The organism is Stenotrophomonas sp. STEN021 (assembly GCF_056760175.1).
Window position 1 is genome coordinate 1 of sequence record NZ_JBRREH010000104.1, and the last position, 15,241, is coordinate 15,241.

14 protein-coding genes are annotated in these 15,241 nt (G+C 62.1%); all 14 read right to left on the reverse strand.

What is annotated here, in order from left to right:
* Positions 1-58: 58 nt before the first annotated feature.
* Positions 59-427 (reverse strand): M48 family metalloprotease, encoded by a 369-nt coding sequence (locus tag ACVOL0_RS18090; protein WP_481550261.1) that lies wholly within the window; start codon positions 425-427, stop codon positions 59-61.
* A 413-nt stretch (positions 428-840) separates the two neighbouring features.
* Positions 841-1,338 (reverse strand): heat resistance protein PsiE-GI, encoded by a 498-nt coding sequence (gene psiE-GI, locus ACVOL0_RS18095; protein WP_049441486.1) that lies wholly within the window; start codon positions 1,336-1,338, stop codon positions 841-843.
* The gene (gene kefB-GI, locus ACVOL0_RS18100; protein ID WP_049420595.1) at positions 1,335-3,050 is read right to left on the reverse strand and encodes a heat resistance system K+/H+ antiporter KefB-GI; all 1,716 of its coding nucleotides are present in this window, start codon (positions 3,048-3,050) and stop codon (positions 1,335-1,337) included. Before kefB-GI ends, psiE-GI begins: the two co-directional genes overlap by 4 nt.
* Before the next feature lie 3 nt (positions 3,051-3,053).
* Positions 3,054-3,494 carry a heat resistance system thioredoxin Trx-GI gene (gene trx-GI / locus ACVOL0_RS18105; protein WP_012761376.1) on the reverse strand — a complete coding sequence of 147 codons (441 nt, stop codon included), beginning with the start codon at positions 3,492-3,494 and terminating at the stop codon, positions 3,054-3,056.
* Positions 3,484-4,629: a hypothetical protein gene (locus tag ACVOL0_RS18110; RefSeq protein ID WP_049420592.1), complete on the reverse strand. Its 1,146-nt coding sequence runs from the start codon at positions 4,627-4,629 to the stop codon at positions 3,484-3,486. Before ACVOL0_RS18110 ends, trx-GI begins: the two co-directional genes overlap by 11 nt.
* 79 nt (positions 4,630-4,708) lie before the next feature.
* Positions 4,709-5,320, reverse strand: a complete 612-nt coding sequence (gene hdeD-GI / locus ACVOL0_RS18115; RefSeq protein WP_049408526.1) for a heat resistance membrane protein HdeD-GI — start codon at positions 5,318-5,320, stop codon at positions 4,709-4,711.
* A gap of 96 nt (positions 5,321-5,416) precedes the next feature.
* Complete coding sequence (yfdX2, locus tag ACVOL0_RS18120) at positions 5,417-6,304, reverse strand: heat resistance protein YfdX2 (protein ID WP_481550262.1); 888 nt, start codon at positions 6,302-6,304, stop codon at positions 5,417-5,419.
* Between the two features lie 102 nt (positions 6,305-6,406).
* A complete protein-coding gene (yfdX1, locus tag ACVOL0_RS18125) occupies positions 6,407-7,321 on the reverse strand; it encodes a heat resistance protein YfdX1 (RefSeq protein WP_480984753.1) in 915 nt (304 codons plus the stop codon).
* Positions 7,322-7,343: 22 nt separating this feature from the next.
* Entirely contained in the window at positions 7,344-7,802 is a 459-nt protein-coding gene (hsp20-GI, locus tag ACVOL0_RS18130) for a small heat shock protein sHSP20-GI (protein ID WP_053461217.1), read from the reverse strand.
* 87 nt (positions 7,803-7,889) lie between these two features.
* Complete coding sequence (gene ftsH, locus ACVOL0_RS18135) at positions 7,890-9,704, reverse strand: ATP-dependent zinc metalloprotease FtsH (protein ID WP_481550263.1); 1,815 nt, start codon at positions 9,702-9,704, stop codon at positions 7,890-7,892.
* 27 nt (positions 9,705-9,731) lie between these two features.
* Complete coding sequence (gene cls, locus ACVOL0_RS18140) at positions 9,732-11,162, reverse strand: cardiolipin synthase (RefSeq protein ID WP_049441491.1); 1,431 nt, start codon at positions 11,160-11,162, stop codon at positions 9,732-9,734.
* A gap of 16 nt (positions 11,163-11,178) precedes the next feature.
* Positions 11,179-14,028, reverse strand: a complete 2,850-nt coding sequence (gene clpK, locus ACVOL0_RS18145; RefSeq protein WP_481550264.1) for a heat shock survival AAA family ATPase ClpK — start codon at positions 14,026-14,028, stop codon at positions 11,179-11,181.
* A gap of 95 nt (positions 14,029-14,123) precedes the next feature.
* Positions 14,124-14,693 (reverse strand): Hsp20/alpha crystallin family protein, encoded by a 570-nt coding sequence (locus ACVOL0_RS18150; protein ID WP_049420580.1) that lies wholly within the window; start codon positions 14,691-14,693, stop codon positions 14,124-14,126.
* A gap of 35 nt (positions 14,694-14,728) precedes the next feature.
* Complete coding sequence (locus ACVOL0_RS18155) at positions 14,729-15,010, reverse strand: helix-turn-helix domain-containing protein (protein ID WP_049420578.1); 282 nt, start codon at positions 15,008-15,010, stop codon at positions 14,729-14,731.
* Positions 15,011-15,241 lie beyond the last annotated feature (231 nt).

Consider the following 15,241-nt stretch of genomic DNA (forward strand, 5'->3'; position numbering starts at 1 on the left):
CAACCGCACCGCGCTTGAACTCGGTGCTGAACTTCCTTCGCTTCGACATGAACACTCCTCATGGCCTTGATCGGCCTTCTCGTAAGTGTCCGTGAAAACGGGGGTGAACCCCCCGCTCGACTTTCGCCAGCGCGGACGCAAGCCCCTGCGGGTCGCCAGTCAGTTCCGCAGCGAGGCGGTCAGCGTCGAACTCACGCACGCGAGACAAGCCGAGCTGTGCGAGCAGGGCCAGCTGGGGCGATGCGGCCAATAACAATAAACCAGGCCAATAGACCTCCGCCGCGCCAACCAGCAGCGCGGGCAGGTTGAGCAGGATCGCGATTTGTCCCATGAGGGCCAGCAGGCTCGTGAGGCGACTGACGGAATCCGCCAGCCTCATGACGCGCAGATCCTCATTGGTGATGTGCGCGATCTCGTGCGCGAGCACACCCGCCAGCTCGCGTGGGCCAGGCGGCGCAGCAAGCCATCGGTGAGGGCGATCGATGCCTCCTGCTTCGATCCGGTGGCGAAGGCGTTGACGACGGCACTGGGCACGTAGTGCGGTGCGGCACCGGCGTTGCGGGCAAACCGGCACGGGCGGGCAGCTCGCGCAACAGGGTCGACATCTCGTGGGCTTCTTGCGGGTGCAAGGCCCGTACGCGGTACAGGCGCAAGCTCAGCGCCGACGCGGCTACCGGTTCCAGCAGCAACGCACCTGCAACGGCAAACAGCGCGAGCCACAGGCCGCCTTCCCCAAACGGCAGTCTCCCTGCTGCGGCTGCGATGCCGACCAGGGTCAGGACCAACAGCCCGGTCTGCAGGCGGTTGAGCCAGCGGTGTTGCAACAGCGCCGTGCGCGGATCACTGGGATGATGACGGGTCATGCTCAGAGGTCTCGGCGGCGCGGTCGCCGCGCTTGCGCAGCAGCCAGTAGGTCGCACCCAGAGCCAGCGTGGCGCCTGCCAGCGCGGCTATCTTTGCGGGGCTCGCCTCGGGCTCGAGGATCACGAACTTGCGCGCCAGCGCGATCAGGCCGATGAGGATCACGGTCTTGACCTGGATGATGCTGTCCCGACGCAGCGCCACGCGCACAATGGAATGCTTGAATTCCATCGCGATCAAGAGCGTCATGATCATGCCGAACACACTCTGGAATACCTTGTGATCCAGGGGATTGAAGGCATCGAGGACCAGCAGCGTGAAGACGATGGCGATGAGCTGGAACAGCGACACCACGATGATGACGGCAATTACCGCCGACAGAACGAGGGCGACGACCTGCTCGAAGCGCTCGTATAAACTCATGATGGCCCATTGGTCACTGAACACCTGAAATGGATTGCGGCCTGTTGACTTCATGCAGATGGACTCCCTGCGACATTGCCGCTGTCGAGACGGCGGCGCATCGCACTGATGTTTCGTTCGACGAGCTCGGCCGACATGCCAAGCGACGACATCACTTGTTCCGCCAGCCCAAGGCCTGCGGCAAAGGATTGCTGGTACACACGCACGTTGGGCGTGGCGCGAAATGCATCGGCCGCGGTCGTTCTTCCGCATGACACCCACAAGGTCAGCGCCGGACGGCGCTCGGCAATCGCCTGGGCGATGCGCAGCACTTGCTGGGCATGGGCGAACGTGAGCACCACCAGACGCGCTTGTGCCAACCCGGCAGCCAGCAGGGTATCGGGCCGACTCGCATCGCCATGGAACACCGGCACGCCGGCGGCACGCTCGGCCTCTACCTTCTGCTCGTCTGCTTCCAGCAGCAGATGCGCCACGCCGGCGTGGCGAAGAATCTCACTGACGGTCAGGCCAAGCTCGCCCGCGCCGCAAATGATGACGTGGTCTCGAAATCGCGCTGTCTGCGCAGTGATCTCAACTTCTTCAGCCTGGGGTGGCTGAATGACGCCGCCGGTGCGGCTCAAGAACCGGGCAAGTACATCGTGATGGCGGATCAGCAGCGGTGCCAAGGCCATGCTGAGCACCAGCGCGACCAGCATGGGTTGTACGACGGTCGCGGGAATCAGATGCTGCTGCAAGACCATGCCCAACAACAGCAGGGCGAACTCGCCGCCATGCCCCAACGCTATGCCCGTGCGCCAGGCATCGAGGGCGGATAGGCGCGTCGCCCGCAAGGCCAGGGTGTTGAGCCCGATCTTGACCGGCACCAGCACTGCCAGCCACGCCAACACCGTCAGCGGTGCCGAAAGAATCTGTGCTCCGTCCAACTGCAGGCCGATGGTCACGAAGAACACCCCCGACAACACATCGCGAAACGGTTTGAGGTGGCTTTCCATGTGGTGACGGAAGTCGCTCTCGCCCAGCACCATGCCGGCCAAAAACGCACCCAGGGCGGCGGATACGCCGACCGCGTGTGCAGCAGCGGCGGCAGCCACCACCACGCACAAGGAAACCAGCACGAAGGATTCTTCGTGGCCCTGCCGCGCCACCCAGCCCAGCAGGCCATGCAACAGACGACGGGAGGCGAGGGCCGCTGCCGCGAACAACATCAGCACGCCCAACACTTCGAGCAGCACGCTCTCGATCTTCGGCGACTCGCCGCGCGCCCAGATCGCCAGCAGGGCCAGCAGGGGCACGCTGGCCAGGTCCTGAAAGACCAGCACGGCGATGGCGCTGCGGCCGTGGCGGGTGGTGAGCTCGCCTTGGTCGGCCAGCTGTCGGCTGACCAGCGCCGTGGACGACATGGCCGCCGCAGTGCTGAGCAACGCAGCGCTCTGAACTGGCTGTCCCAGCCACATCAACATCAAGGTCAGTGGCGTGGCGACAGCGATCATCTGCAAGCTGCCGGACGCCAATACGGTTTTACGGGAAAGCCAGAAGTGCCCGAGGGAGAACTCCAGCCCAACCATGAACAGCAGCAGGGCCACGCCCAGCTCGGACAGAAAATCAAGCGCTTCTCCCGGCGCGACTACACCGCTGACCGACGGGCCCAGCAAGGCGCCGATGGCGAGGTAACCCAGCAAGGCGGGTACTCTGAACGCCGCCGTCGCCACCGCCGCGAGGCTGCATGCCGCCAGCAGGATCAGGGTGGCGCCGAGCAAGTCCTGCATCGGTCAGCGCCCCACCTGTGCAGATGCCCAGCGCACGATGTCCTGCGCGCCCAAGGCGCCGGCCTGACGCCCGATCTCCCGCCCACCCTGGAACAGGGCGAGCGTCGGAATGCTGCGGATGCCGAACTGCGCGGCCAGGTGGGGTTCTGCCTCGGTATTGACCTTGGCCAGCCTGACCCTGGGTTCGAGCTGGCGCGCCGCTTGCTGGAATTGCGGGGCCATCATCTTGCACGGCCCGCACCAAGGTGCCCAGAAATCGACCAACAGTGGCAGGTCGCTGCGCTCCACGTGGCGCGAAAACGTCGCCGTGGTCAACTCGATGGGTTCGCCCGTGAACAAGGGCTGCTGGCAGCGGCCGCAGTTGGGATGTTCCGATAGCTTCGCAGTCGGTACGCGGTTGATGGACTGGCAATGCGGACAGACGAGGTGAAGATCATTCTTCATGGTTCGCCTCCTTGGACCACAGTGAGGCTGCCGCGCTTCGGGTCACAGACAATGCCGACCAATCAACGCCTTGGAGCCAATCGTTCCCGTCTTTGCTTACTCCGGCCTCTTCCAAATGAGCAGCGATGAACGCTTCGGCCTGCATCAGCCACCTTTGGACAGTATCTTCCTTACTAGGAATCAGCAGGATTTCAGAGACGCTGCTGGCATCCAGCCCGTCCACACGGATAAGCAGAAAAATGCGCCGCCACAAACGCGGCATGTCCTTCAGCAGGTCGAATGCAAAAGCGAACTCGCTCGACCGATCAACTAGCTCCTCCTGTTCCGCGATCGTTGCGGCATCGGGATGCTGACTGTCAGCGATGATATCGGCCAGCCTGAGTGTGTCGTCGGGCTGATAAAATTCGAAGACTTCCTCTTCCACCATGGCCTCGGCGACGTCCTGGGCATCCGCTTCGACCGGCGCGTCCAGAGAAACGAATTCGCCAAATTGCCGGCTGTTTGCCACTTCGTGATCCAGGACGGCGAACAGATGCTTCAGAAGACCGAAGTAAGCCGCTTTTTCTTCCGGCACGGATTGCCATTCCACCTCAGCTTGGACAATCGCTTCATCCACCACGTCGCGCAGCGTCGGATAATCGCGCGGTAAATCGCCGACGGCACGCAGATAAGCCAGCTCACGCCTTGCGACAGCCTCAAGTTTCGACAGTAGAGGCATTCGGGTCACTTTGGCCTCATGGGCGGCTGACGCGGGTTTTGCGGCAATTCGCACCTTAAGCTCGCGCAAGCGAGCGCGTCGTGCTTTGCGCTTGATTTGGTCCTGAGCATGCAGCCGGTCAAAATGCTTCTTGGCCTGACGGAACAACGACTGTGCGAGCTTCCGCGCGAGGGGCGTCAGCTCGTCATGTGATGCAGTAACGCTGACAATCTTTTTGCCGGGCAGGTGCATATAGCCACTGGCCAGAAATTGCCGCTTGATCTTGTCGCGATCAAGGACGATTTGAAGTCGCACTGAATCTTTAGTGTGTTTGTCGAGCAATGGCTTGAGGGCGTGCTCGATCACATTTCCCAAAGCTCTCTGCCATGGTTCATGAAACTCTTTGTCGATAGCTCGATAGCTATATTGCATCTGCATGCATGACTCCTTTGATGTCATTTCTATGGAGGCACGAACCGAAAATGCTCATATCCATAGAATTTAGTTTGACCCGCTCTTATCCCTGGCGCGTTTTGCGAAGACGCCAACTCAAGAACAAAAGCGTGACACCAGAGACTGCCGCATAGAAGCCCAACAGCCAGCCTGCGGCCAGGAATGACTCGACCGGACGGGAAAAAAATATCCACAAGACGATAGCGCCAAGGACAATCGAGAGCAGTCCACTGAAGGCAAGCCAGATTTCACCCTTGATTTCTTGACGCAGCCGAACGGCGGCGGATATCTCCAGCACACCGGTGAAAATCGCCCAGAACCCCACGCTAGCCCATAAAAAAGAAGCCATGACCATCGTGGCGACCCAAGGAGCAACCAGGACGACGACGCCGGTAAGTATGCCGACAATGCCGCTGAACAGCAGCCAGCCCCAGCGCTCTTTTTTCTGGATATGGCGCACCGCTGCAACCAAGTTGAAAGCGCCATTGACCAAGGAAAATGCTCCGAACACTAAGGTCATGGCCAACAGAGCCGATTGCGGCATCCAGAACGCAAGGGCTGCGAAAATCAATGCCAAGACACCGCGCAACGCAAAAATCCACCAATTTTCGGTCAATGAACACAGTGTTTTGGTGGGCTCATCCGCACTGGAATCGGCGATGGTGTCTGTGTTCATGCTATATCTCCTAAAGATCTAATGGGGTGAAAAAGCAAACACTCCTGAGCCAAGAGAGGGGCGCGACGCGCCCCTCTTACGCCCTATCCAGCGGTTTCAGAACAACTTGGACAGCTTTGCCTTGATTTCATCGAGCCAGCCTTTTCCGCCGCCTCCCCCAGCCGTCTTTTGCTTGACTTTCTTGAGTTCAGCATACAGGGGCTCAAAGTCCTTCTTCTTTCCATAGCCCAGCAGTTCTGCCATTTCCAACTGCTGCCGCGCTTCTTTCAATAATGTCTCCAGGCGCTCATTGGACGCTTCGCTCCGCTGACCATCTTCTACCAAGGTCTCGGCGCGCTTCAGGAGCAGCCTGGCGCGCAGGGCGGGCAGCGGATGCACGCTGCGCGTCTCGACCAGCGTGCTGAGCGCTGCCTGCAGCGCGGCTTTGGCTTCTTCAATCTTGCCCTGATCGATCAGCGGCACGACTGACTTCACGGCTGCGGGATAGGACGCCAGAGGGATGTTGGTGACCGCGATCACGATTTCACTGGCCAGCAAAGCCAGCACGTGACGTGCCTGTTGCACCTCGCCATGTTTGAGGGCATCCAGCGCCTCGTCGGTCATCGCCTCAATGGTTTCCGTGTTGGCGAACAAGTCGTGCACGATGGTGCGCACATCAACGGGGGCCAGGGCGAGCGTGGGTTCGCGCGCAACGATCAGCTCCAGCTTTCCCGTCACTTCGGCCAGCGTTGCCAATGCGCGTGCAGCGTCCTTGCCGTCAAGTGCGGCCAGCGCTGATTTGGTCAGCGCCAAGGCCGAGACGGCCTCATCGAGGACTTGTTTACGTTTGTCTGCCGCCTGCGAGTCCGTTTCCTTCTGAACCTCAGGCTGTACCTCCGTGACGACTTCAGGCTTGGCCTCTGGACTGACAGGAAGGCTGCTTACCGCGGCCTGTTCGTTTATTTCTTTGTTCGTCGCATTGGGATTCGATGTTTGCTCGTTCATGGTGATATGCCTCGTATGAGTTAGTGAAAATAGGCGAATCTATTGGGGCTGACTGCGAACATCGCGAGACTGACCGACAGAGCAGTCAGCCCCTTCATCACCTCAAAACAGCGTTTGGATGCGCGTCTTCAACTCGTCGAACCATCCCTTGCCGCTTTTGCCACCAGCCGACTTTTGCTCAATGGACTTCACCTGATCGAAGATGGGCTTGAAGTCCGCCTTCTTGCCATAACCCAGGATCTGCGCCAGCTCGATTTCCGTGCGCACGTAGGCCAGCAGGGCGCTGAGCTCCTCGCTCTGTTTGGCATCGCGCTTGTCGGTCTCGGCCAGCTTTTCCGCTTTTGCCATCGCGGCTTCGGCCCGTAGCACGGGCAGAGGAAAGGCGACCGAGGTCACCACCAGCGTGTTCAGTGCTCGGGCGAGTTCCGCCTTGGCGTCGTCGATCTTGCCGCTGTCGATGAGCCGTGCGGCCGACTTGATCGCTGCCGGGTACGTTGCCATCGGCAGGTTGTCGGTTTCGATCACGATTTCGCTGGCAAGATTGGCAACAATGGGCCGTGCCTTTTGCACCTCGCCATCATCCAACAACTCCCGAGACAACTCGACCGCTTTCTTTACCGATTCCACGTTGGCGTGGATGTCATGGGTGATGACGCGTGCATCGACGGGCGCCAAAGCAAGTTTTGGGTCACGCGCCAATACCAGTTCCAGCTTTCCGCTGGCCAGTTCCAGCGCAGCGAGCGCCTCCTTGGTCTTCCTTGCATCAAGGAGGATCAATGCCTCATGGGTCTTGGCCAGCGCAGTGATTGCATCTTGGGCGAGTTCGGCGCGCTTTTTCGCGGCTTCCCGGACGACCTTGTCATCTACCTGTGGCAGCGCCGCTTTGGATGCGGCAGAGTGTGCTGCAGCACCTGGACTAGAACCTGCCGCCGATTGGGCCAGGGCCGGTCCGCTCAGTCCGACGACGACCGCCAGGGCAAGTGCGGAGAAGGTTGATTGGGGCTGTTTGATATTCATGATCTTGGGCTCCTAATTAAAGTTAGTTGACTGAGATTTCAATCTGTTTCGGTTTGGCTTGCTCGGCCTTGACAAGCCGCACTTCCAGCGCGCCGTCTTTCATCGAAGCCGTCACCTTGGTCGGATCAACGTTGTCAGGCAAGACAAAGCTGCGCACAAAGCGGCCATACGCACGTTCGATGCGGTGGAACTTCTTGCCCTGCTCCTCTTTCTCCAGTTTGCGCTCGCCGCTGATGGTGAGCACACCGTTTTCCGCGCTGACGCGCACGGCATCCTTGGGGACCTCCGGCAGATCCAGTTTGAGGATGAATGCGTTCTCATCCTCGCTGATGTCCACCATTGGCGCCCAGTCCGCCGTGGTCATGGCTTCGTTGCTGGTACGGGCGCCCTGTCGCTGGGGTGTCCGTCCCAACATCGTCGCCAGGCGGTCTTGCAATTCATCCAGTTCCCGGAAGGGGTCCCACGGAGTCAATGCAGACATATCGGTTCTCCTTGAACAATTCCGGCGAATTGGATGACGCACTGAACAGAGCCGTCGGTTTACTCTGAATGGTTCTTACTACAGTTTTCAGTTCCGAACAAGTCCTTGAGTCAATTGACGGATATCGCTTTCGTCGAGCGTTTCCCGCGCCAGCAGCTCGCGCGCACAACGCTCCAGCACCGCGCGGTTGGTGTCGAGGATCCGGTAGGCGCGCTCGAACACGCCCATCACGATGTCGCGGATGGCCTGATCGATGCGCGCCTGGGTCGATTCGGCCACCCGGCAGCCGCCGTGGGCCAGTTCCGGTGTATCGAGAAAGCGTGGCCGCTGCGCCTCGAAGGCGATGTAGCCCAGTCCTTCGTCCATGCCAAAGCGGGTGATCATGTCGCGGGCAATGTCGGTGGCCCGTGCGAGGTCATCGGCAGCCCCGGTGGACAGCTCGCCGAACACGAGCTTCTCGGCCGCACGACCGCCCAGCACGGCGATCTTGTGTTCCAGAGCGGCGCGCGTCATCAGGAAGCGGTCTTCGGTGGGGCGTTGCAGCGTGTAGCCCAGCGCGCCGATGCCGCGCGGGATGATCGAGATCTTGTGCACGGGGTCGGTGCCGGGCAGCGCCAGCGCCGCCAGCGCATGGCCCATCTCGTGATAGGCCACGGTTTCCCGCTCCTTCGGATTGAGCACACGGTTCTTCCTTTCCAGGCCGGCCACGATGCGCTCGATGGCGGCGGTGAAGTCTTGCAGTTCCACAGCCTGCGCCTTGCGCCGCGTCGCGTTCAGCGCTGCTTCGTTCACGAGATTGGCCAGATCAGCGCCGGAAAAGCCGGTGGTCAGCGCCGCCACCTGTTCGAGATCGATATCCTGAGCCAGCGTCACCTTCTTGACGTGGACTTTCAGGATGTCCAGCCGTCCCTTCTTGTCGGGCCGGTCCACCAGCACCTGGCGGTCGAAGCGACCGGCGCGAAGCAAGGCCTGATCGAGGATCTCCGGCCGGTTGGTGGCAGCGAGGATGATCAGCCCCACCGAACTGTCGAAGCCGTCCATCTCCGTGAGCAGCTGGTTGAGGGTCTGTTCGCGCTCGTCGTGGCCGCCGATGGGGCCGCCGACACCGCGCGCGCGGCCCAGTGCGTCGAGTTCGTCGATGAAGATGATGGCCGGCGCCTGCCCGCGCGCCTGCTCGAACAGGTCGCGCACGCGCGCCGCACCCACGCCGACGAACATCTCGACGAACTCCGAGCCTGAGATGGAGAAGAACGGCACCCCGGCCTCGCCCGCCACGGCCTTGGCCAGTAGGGTCTTGCCCGTGCCCGGTGGGCCGACCAGCAACACGCCCTTGGGAATGCGCGCCCCGAGCCGTCCATACTCCTGCGGATTCTTGAGGAAATCGACGATCTCAACCAACTCCGCCTTGGCTTCATCGACGCCAGCGACATCGGCAAAGGTCACGCCAGTGTTCCTCTCCATGAACACCTTGGCGCGGCTCTTGCCGATGCTCAGGAACCCGCCCATGCCCTGCTTCTCGGCAAAGCGGCGGAACAGGAAGAACCAGACGCCGAAGAAGGCCACCCCCGGCAAGATCCAGGACAGGATGTCGCGCAGCCAAGTGCTTTCCACCACGCGGGCATAGGGCACGTCGTATTTCGACAGCCGCTCGGCGAGATCGGGCTCGACGCGCGTGGCCACGAGTGTGGCTTTGCCACGACTGTCCGGCGATTTCAGACGCCCGGTCACCGTGCGGTCCGACACCAGCACCTCGGCGCCGCCCCCCCCGGCCAGCGCCTTTTCGAATTCGCTGTAGGGCACGGGCTCGACGGTCTGCGCCGCCTGCAAGTAGTTTTGCAGCGTCAAGAGCAACAGGCCGGCGACGATCCAGTAGCCGATGTTCCATTGATCTTTCTTTTCCAAGGGCCGTGTTCCGCGAAGGTCGTGTCGCTAAAGAACGGGGGTGAACAGACGGGCCGCGCCGTCACGCAAACGGATGGCCAGCGAGCGGGAGCGCAGTGCCACCACTGATACTTCGTCGGACTCATGAAGGGCGGCATCGAAGAGCGCCTCCAGCTGTGTGCACAGCGTGGCGTCGTAGACCTCGACATTGAACTCGAAGTTGAGGCGCAGGCTGCGCGCGTCCCAGTTGGCCGAACCCAGGCAACACCATCGGCCATCGACCAGCATCAGCTTGGTGTGATCGAAGGGGCCCTGCCGCTCGAAGATGCGTACACCGTGCTCCATCACCTGCCAGTAGTGGGCGCGCGCAGCCCACTGCACCGTAGGATGGTCGCAGCTCGCGGGTGTCAGCACCTCGACACGCACGCCGCGCATCGCGGCCGTGCTCAGCGCCGCGATCATCGGCTGATCGGGGACGAAGTAAGGTGTCCAGATGCGCACCGAATGCTTCGCGGCGCTCAAAGCGCCCATGAAGGTCCAGCGCATCCGGTCCAGGGCGTCATCGGGACCGGCCTCGATGCCGCGCGCCCAAGAGTTTCCTTGTTCATCAGCCGTTGCGGGCGATTCGCCCCAGAAACCCTCGCTGAGCCGCTCGCCCGTGGTATCGCACCAATCATCGGTGAAGCACCCCATCAGATGCGCAACCACTGGCCCGCGCAGACGAAAGTGCAAATCGTGACAGGCCTGGCCCGGCGCATCGGGCCGCCAATACGTGCTGCAGATGTTCATGCCACCGGTGAAACCTGTCTCGCCATCGATCACCAGCAGCTTGCGGTGATTGCGCAGATGCGCGGCATGCAGGCGCGCGGGAATCAACGTCGGGTTGAACGTCGCCGCCGGAACGCCGGCGCGTTGCAAGGCGCGGTAGGCGCTGCGGTGCGTCCAGCGGGCAGAGACGTCGTCGATCAGCACCCGCACTTGCACGCCGCGCTCATGAGCCCGGCGCAGCGCATCGACGAACTGCGCCCCGATGCCTTGGCTGTCGAAGATGTACGAGGCCAGGGCGACGCTGTACCGCGCCGATTCGATGGCGGCGAGCATGGCCGGGTAGGCCTGCTCGCCATCGACAAGCGGCTCGGTGCGGTTGCCGCCGGTCAGCGACTGGCCGGTGGCGCGTCCCACCAGGTGCGCCAGACCGGCAAGCGGCGCCGAAACAGCCTCGGGCATCGTGGGCGAGAGGCCTTGCCGAACAGCATGATCTGCTCCCGGAAAAAGCCGCCGCGCCCGCCGCTGGTAACGGTTGATGCCGAACAGCCCATACAGCAGCGAACCGCCCAGCGGCAACAAGGCGATCAGCAGTACCCACAGCGTGGCCGATCGCGGGTCACGCTTGTAGATGATCGCGTGCCCCGCTGTGGGGATAGCGACCGCCAGCGACACGAGGGTGGCTGCCAATGTCAGCCCGTTGGGGTCGGACACGACAGCCTCCCATCGCTCAAGATTCGCCGCCCGCTGACTTCTTCTTGCGCTTAGGCTTGCTCTCGCCGTTCGGCGGTGCCTCGGCCACGTTCGCGGCATCGGGCTTATCAGGCTCGGCCGGCTGCGCGGGTGGCTCCTTGCGCTCGAAGACGACGCGTTCGGCCTTGTCGTCCCAGCGGGCGCTGGCGTGATCGCCCTTGCCGATACCGCCACCCAGCATCTCGCGCGCCAATGCGGTCTCCAGTTCGCTGCGGATCAGCCGCTTGAGCTCGCGCGCTCCGAACTCGGGTTTGTAGCCTTCCTCTGCGAAGTGGTCGATCAAGGTCTGATCGAAGCTGAGCGTCACGCCCTGGCTGGCGGCGTTGCGGGCCACGCGATCGAGCTGCAGGCCGACGATATGGCGGATCTCCTCCTTGCCCAGCGCATGGAAGACGATGATCTCGTCGATACGGTTGAGAAACTCGGGCCGGAAGTGGCCGCGCAACACGTCCATCACCTCGGCCTTGGTCTTTTCGTACTCCTCGCCGGCCGCACCACGCGCCTTGAGACGACGCTGGATGATGTCCGAGCCCAGATTCGAGGTGGCGATGATGATGGTGTTGGTGAAATCCACCACCCGGCCCTTGCCGTCGGTGAGCCGGCCGTCGTCGAACACCTGCAGCAGGATGTTGTAGACGTCGGGGTGCGCCTTTTCGATCTCGTCGAGCAGCAGCACGCTGTAGGGCTTGCGGCGCACCTTCTCGGTGAGCTGGCCGCCCTCGTCGTAGCCCACATAACCCGGAGGCGCGCCCACCAGGCGTGCCACGGTATGGCGTTCACCGTACTCGGACATGTCGATGCGCAGCAGCGCACCCTCATCGCCATAGACGGACTCGGCCAGTGCCTTGGCGAGTTCGGTCTTGCCCACACCCGTCGGCCCGAGGAACAGGAAGGTGGCCACTGGCTTGCTGCCTTCGCGCAGGCCCGCGCGCGACAGCCGCACGGCATCGGCCACGGCACGTACTGCTTCGTCCTGTCCCACCAGGCGCTCATGCAGCCGCTGTTCCAGATGCAGCAGCTTCTCGCGTTCTTCCACCGTCAGCTCGTTGACCGGGATGCCGGTCAGCCGCGAGACGATCTGCGCCACGTGCTCTGCCTTGACCTCGGCGCTGCCCGAGGCGCGCTCGCGCTCCCAATCCTCGACGAGCTTCTTTAGTTCGGCCTCTTTGGCCTCGATGCGCTTGCCGAGCTCGGAAGCCTTCTCGTACTGCTTGCGCGAGGCCACGTAATCCTGTTCGCGCCGCAACTGATGCAGTTCGGCCTCCAGCTCTTGCACGGCCACCGGGCGGGCCGTGGCCGACAGCTTCACGCGTGCGGCCGCCTGGTCGAGCAGGTCGATGGCCTTGTCGGGCAAAAAGCGCGCGGTGATGTAGCGATCGGACAACTCGGCGGCGGCAATGATCGCGTCCTCGGTGATGCTGACCTTGTGGTGGGCCTCGAAGGTGTCGCGCAGGCCGCGCAAAATCATCATGGTCTGCGCTACCGTCGGCTCGGGCACCATCACCGGCTGGAAGCGACGCTCCAGCGCGGCATCCTTTTCGATGTACTTCTGATACTCGTTGAGCGTGGTGGCGCCGATCAGGTTCAGCTCGCCGCGCGCCATCATCGGCTTGAAGACGTTGGCCACGTCCAGCCCGCCTTCGCCGCCACCTTGGCCGGCACCGACGATGGTGTGCACCTCGTCGATGAAGAGAATCAGCTCCCCCTGGTGCTCGGTCACTTCCTTGAGCACCTTCTGCACGCGCTCCTCGAACTCGCCGCGGTACTTGGCGCCGGCCACCATGGCATTGATGTTGAGTTCGACCAGGCGCTTGTCACGCAGCGTTTCGGGCACTTCGCCTGCGACCATGCGCTGCGCCAGCCCTTCGACGATGGCGGTCTTGCCGACGCCGGGTTCGCCGATCAGCACCGGGTTGTTCTTCTTGCGCCGGGCCAGCACTTCGATGGTCGTCTCGATCTCCTGCGCGCGACCGATGACCGGATCGAGCTTGCCCTCGCGCGCCATCTTGGTGAGGTCGCGCGAATACTTGTCGAGTTCCGGCGTATTGGTCGGCGTCTCGGCACGGCCGTCCTCGGCCCCCTTGCCGACCACCTTGCTCACCTGCTGGCGCAGCGCCTGCGGCGTGAGCCCGTAGCGGCGCAGCAGGTTGGCTGCCAAGCCTTCGCCTTCTTCGGCCAGGCCGATCAGAAAGTGCTCTGGCCCCACATAGGAATGACTCAACTCGTTGGAGGCCACGAAGGCTCGGCTGAGCGCATCCTTGACACGTGGCGACACGCCGATCTCGCCTTCGAACGGCTTGTCGCCACGCTTGGCTTCGGATTCGATCTGCCGTTTGAGGTCATCGACCTTGATCTTGAACTGCCCTAAGATGGTATTGACCACGTCGCTGTCGGTCAGCGCCAGCAGCAGGTGTTCGGTATCGACTTCGGGCCGGCCGAACTCGGCAGCATGTTTGGCGGCTTCCTGCAACAGGGCCTCAGACTGTTCGCTGATACGGCTGGCCAGCCCACTGCCGCGGCGGCGCGCCGTGCCCGCCGTTGCGGGAGCGGATTCGCCGAAAGACGCATCGACCACTTCGTCGGCATCAGCCGCCACGGACGGTGCATCGTCACCGATGCGGAAGAAGTCGCTGCCGAGGAAGTCTTCGAACAAACCGCTGCGCGAGCCAAACAGAGCCTCCAGCGGCGAGACGGTGCGCTTTTGCTGGCGCGCCAGTTGGCGATAGTGATCGTCACACAACAGCATGGTGCTGTGGCGACCATTGAGATTGGCTTCCACCCGCACCGTGGCGGGTTGGCCGCAGACTTGGCATTGTTTTCTGGCCATGCTGATGCTCCTGAGAGGGTTAACTGGGCGAGGCACCGCAGATCAAGGCGCCTCGCCCTTCACTTGGTTTCTTGCAAAGGACTAGCCGGTGGGCGTCAGCCATTGATCGGGATCGAGCGCCCCTGCGTGGGCGTACTGGCCTCGCGCTTGTCCATCGTTATCGTGAGCACGCCGTTCTTGAAAGCGGCCTTGATCGTGTCCTGGTTGGCATCGGCCGGCAGGTTCAGAGCGCGCTGAAAGCTGCCGTAGGAGCGCTCCACCCGGTGGAAACCACCGTCTTTGGTTTCCTGCTCCTGACGCTTTTCACCGCGCACCAGCAACACATCGTTATCGAGCGTGATTCGAATGTCCTTTTCCTCGACGCCGGGTACTTCCAGGGCGATCGTGTACTGCTTGTCCGTTTCCTGGATGTCCAGCGCCGGCTTCAGCATGCCCGGCCACTCCGACGGCCAGCGTGGCATGGCCAGCGTCGGGAAACCGAATCCTCGAAACGCGTCGTCAAACAGGCGGTCGATCTCGCGATGCAATTGCAGAATGGGACTGACGGGCCCACCCGCCACCGACAGGTCATTGCGCTGCACCGGCAGCGAGGCAGTGCTCTGTTGTTCTTCCTGCTCCTTCTTGAACCAGTTCCAGGGAGCCAGTTTCTTTAAATCAATGTCCATGTCACACCTCAAGAAGAAAAATTGAAGACTCTCGCTCACTCCGTTTGCCTGCGGCGACGGACAGCGCGCCCAGACGACACGGAGTGTTCCGCTGACTTTGGCTGCTCATCTGTGCGTATCACCTCCTTCTTTCTGCCTGCTTGGATCTGATCATTGATCCATCGATCGATTTCACTTTGACGAAACCGCCACGTCCCGCCGACCTTGAAGGCCGGAATTTCCCCGTGCGCGGCGAGCCGGTAAAGCGTCCGCTTGCCGACTTTCAAGTAGGCAGCCAACTCGTCGAGTGTGAAGATCGCCTGCTGGCGCGCTGTCATACCACCCCCACAAGTTCCGTCGTCACGCGGCCTCGCCTGAGGAAGTTCTTGCAAGACTTTGCAAGATAGTGCGCCTAGAATGCCGAAAGTCAAGAGTCAACATCCAGCGATCTGCTGGCCGGGGTTCTACCCCGAAATCACGGACGGTTGTAAAAGGGCTGAGAACTTCTGGTCTTGCCTGGCGACCCTTCGTCGCATCCTCGGGTTGTGGAACCGCTCGATGTATTCGAA

Excerpts from the sequence above, each read along its gene's own strand:
- psiE-GI (WP_049441486.1), bottom strand. The coding sequence starts at position 1,338 with ATGAAGTCAACAGGCCGCAATCCATTTCAGGTGTTCAGTGACCAATGG.
- kefB-GI (WP_049420595.1), bottom strand. The coding sequence starts at position 3,050 with ATGCAGGACTTGCTCGGCGCCACCCTGATCCTGCTGGCGGCATGCAGC.
- trx-GI (WP_012761376.1), bottom strand. The coding sequence starts at position 3,494 with ATGAAGAATGATCTTCACCTCGTCTGTCCGCATTGCCAGTCCATCAAC.
- ACVOL0_RS18110 (WP_049420592.1), bottom strand. The coding sequence starts at position 4,629 with ATGCAGATGCAATATAGCTATCGAGCTATCGACAAAGAGTTTCATGAA.
- hdeD-GI (WP_049408526.1), bottom strand. The coding sequence starts at position 5,320 with ATGAACACAGACACCATCGCCGATTCCAGTGCGGATGAGCCCACCAAA.
- yfdX2 (WP_481550262.1), bottom strand. The coding sequence starts at position 6,304 with ATGAACGAGCAAACATCGAATCCCAATGCGACGAACAAAGAAATAAAC.
- yfdX1 (WP_480984753.1), bottom strand. The coding sequence starts at position 7,321 with ATGAATATCAAACAGCCCCAATCAACCTTCTCCGCACTTGCCCTGGCG.
- hsp20-GI (WP_053461217.1), bottom strand. The coding sequence starts at position 7,802 with ATGTCTGCATTGACTCCGTGGGACCCCTTCCGGGAACTGGATGAATTG.
- clpK (WP_481550264.1), bottom strand. The coding sequence starts at position 14,028 with ATGGCCAGAAAACAATGCCAAGTCTGCGGCCAACCCGCCACGGTGCGG.
- ACVOL0_RS18150 (WP_049420580.1), bottom strand. The coding sequence starts at position 14,693 with ATGGACATTGATTTAAAGAAACTGGCTCCCTGGAACTGGTTCAAGAAG.
- ACVOL0_RS18155 (WP_049420578.1), bottom strand. The coding sequence starts at position 15,010 with ATGACAGCGCGCCAGCAGGCGATCTTCACACTCGACGAGTTGGCTGCC.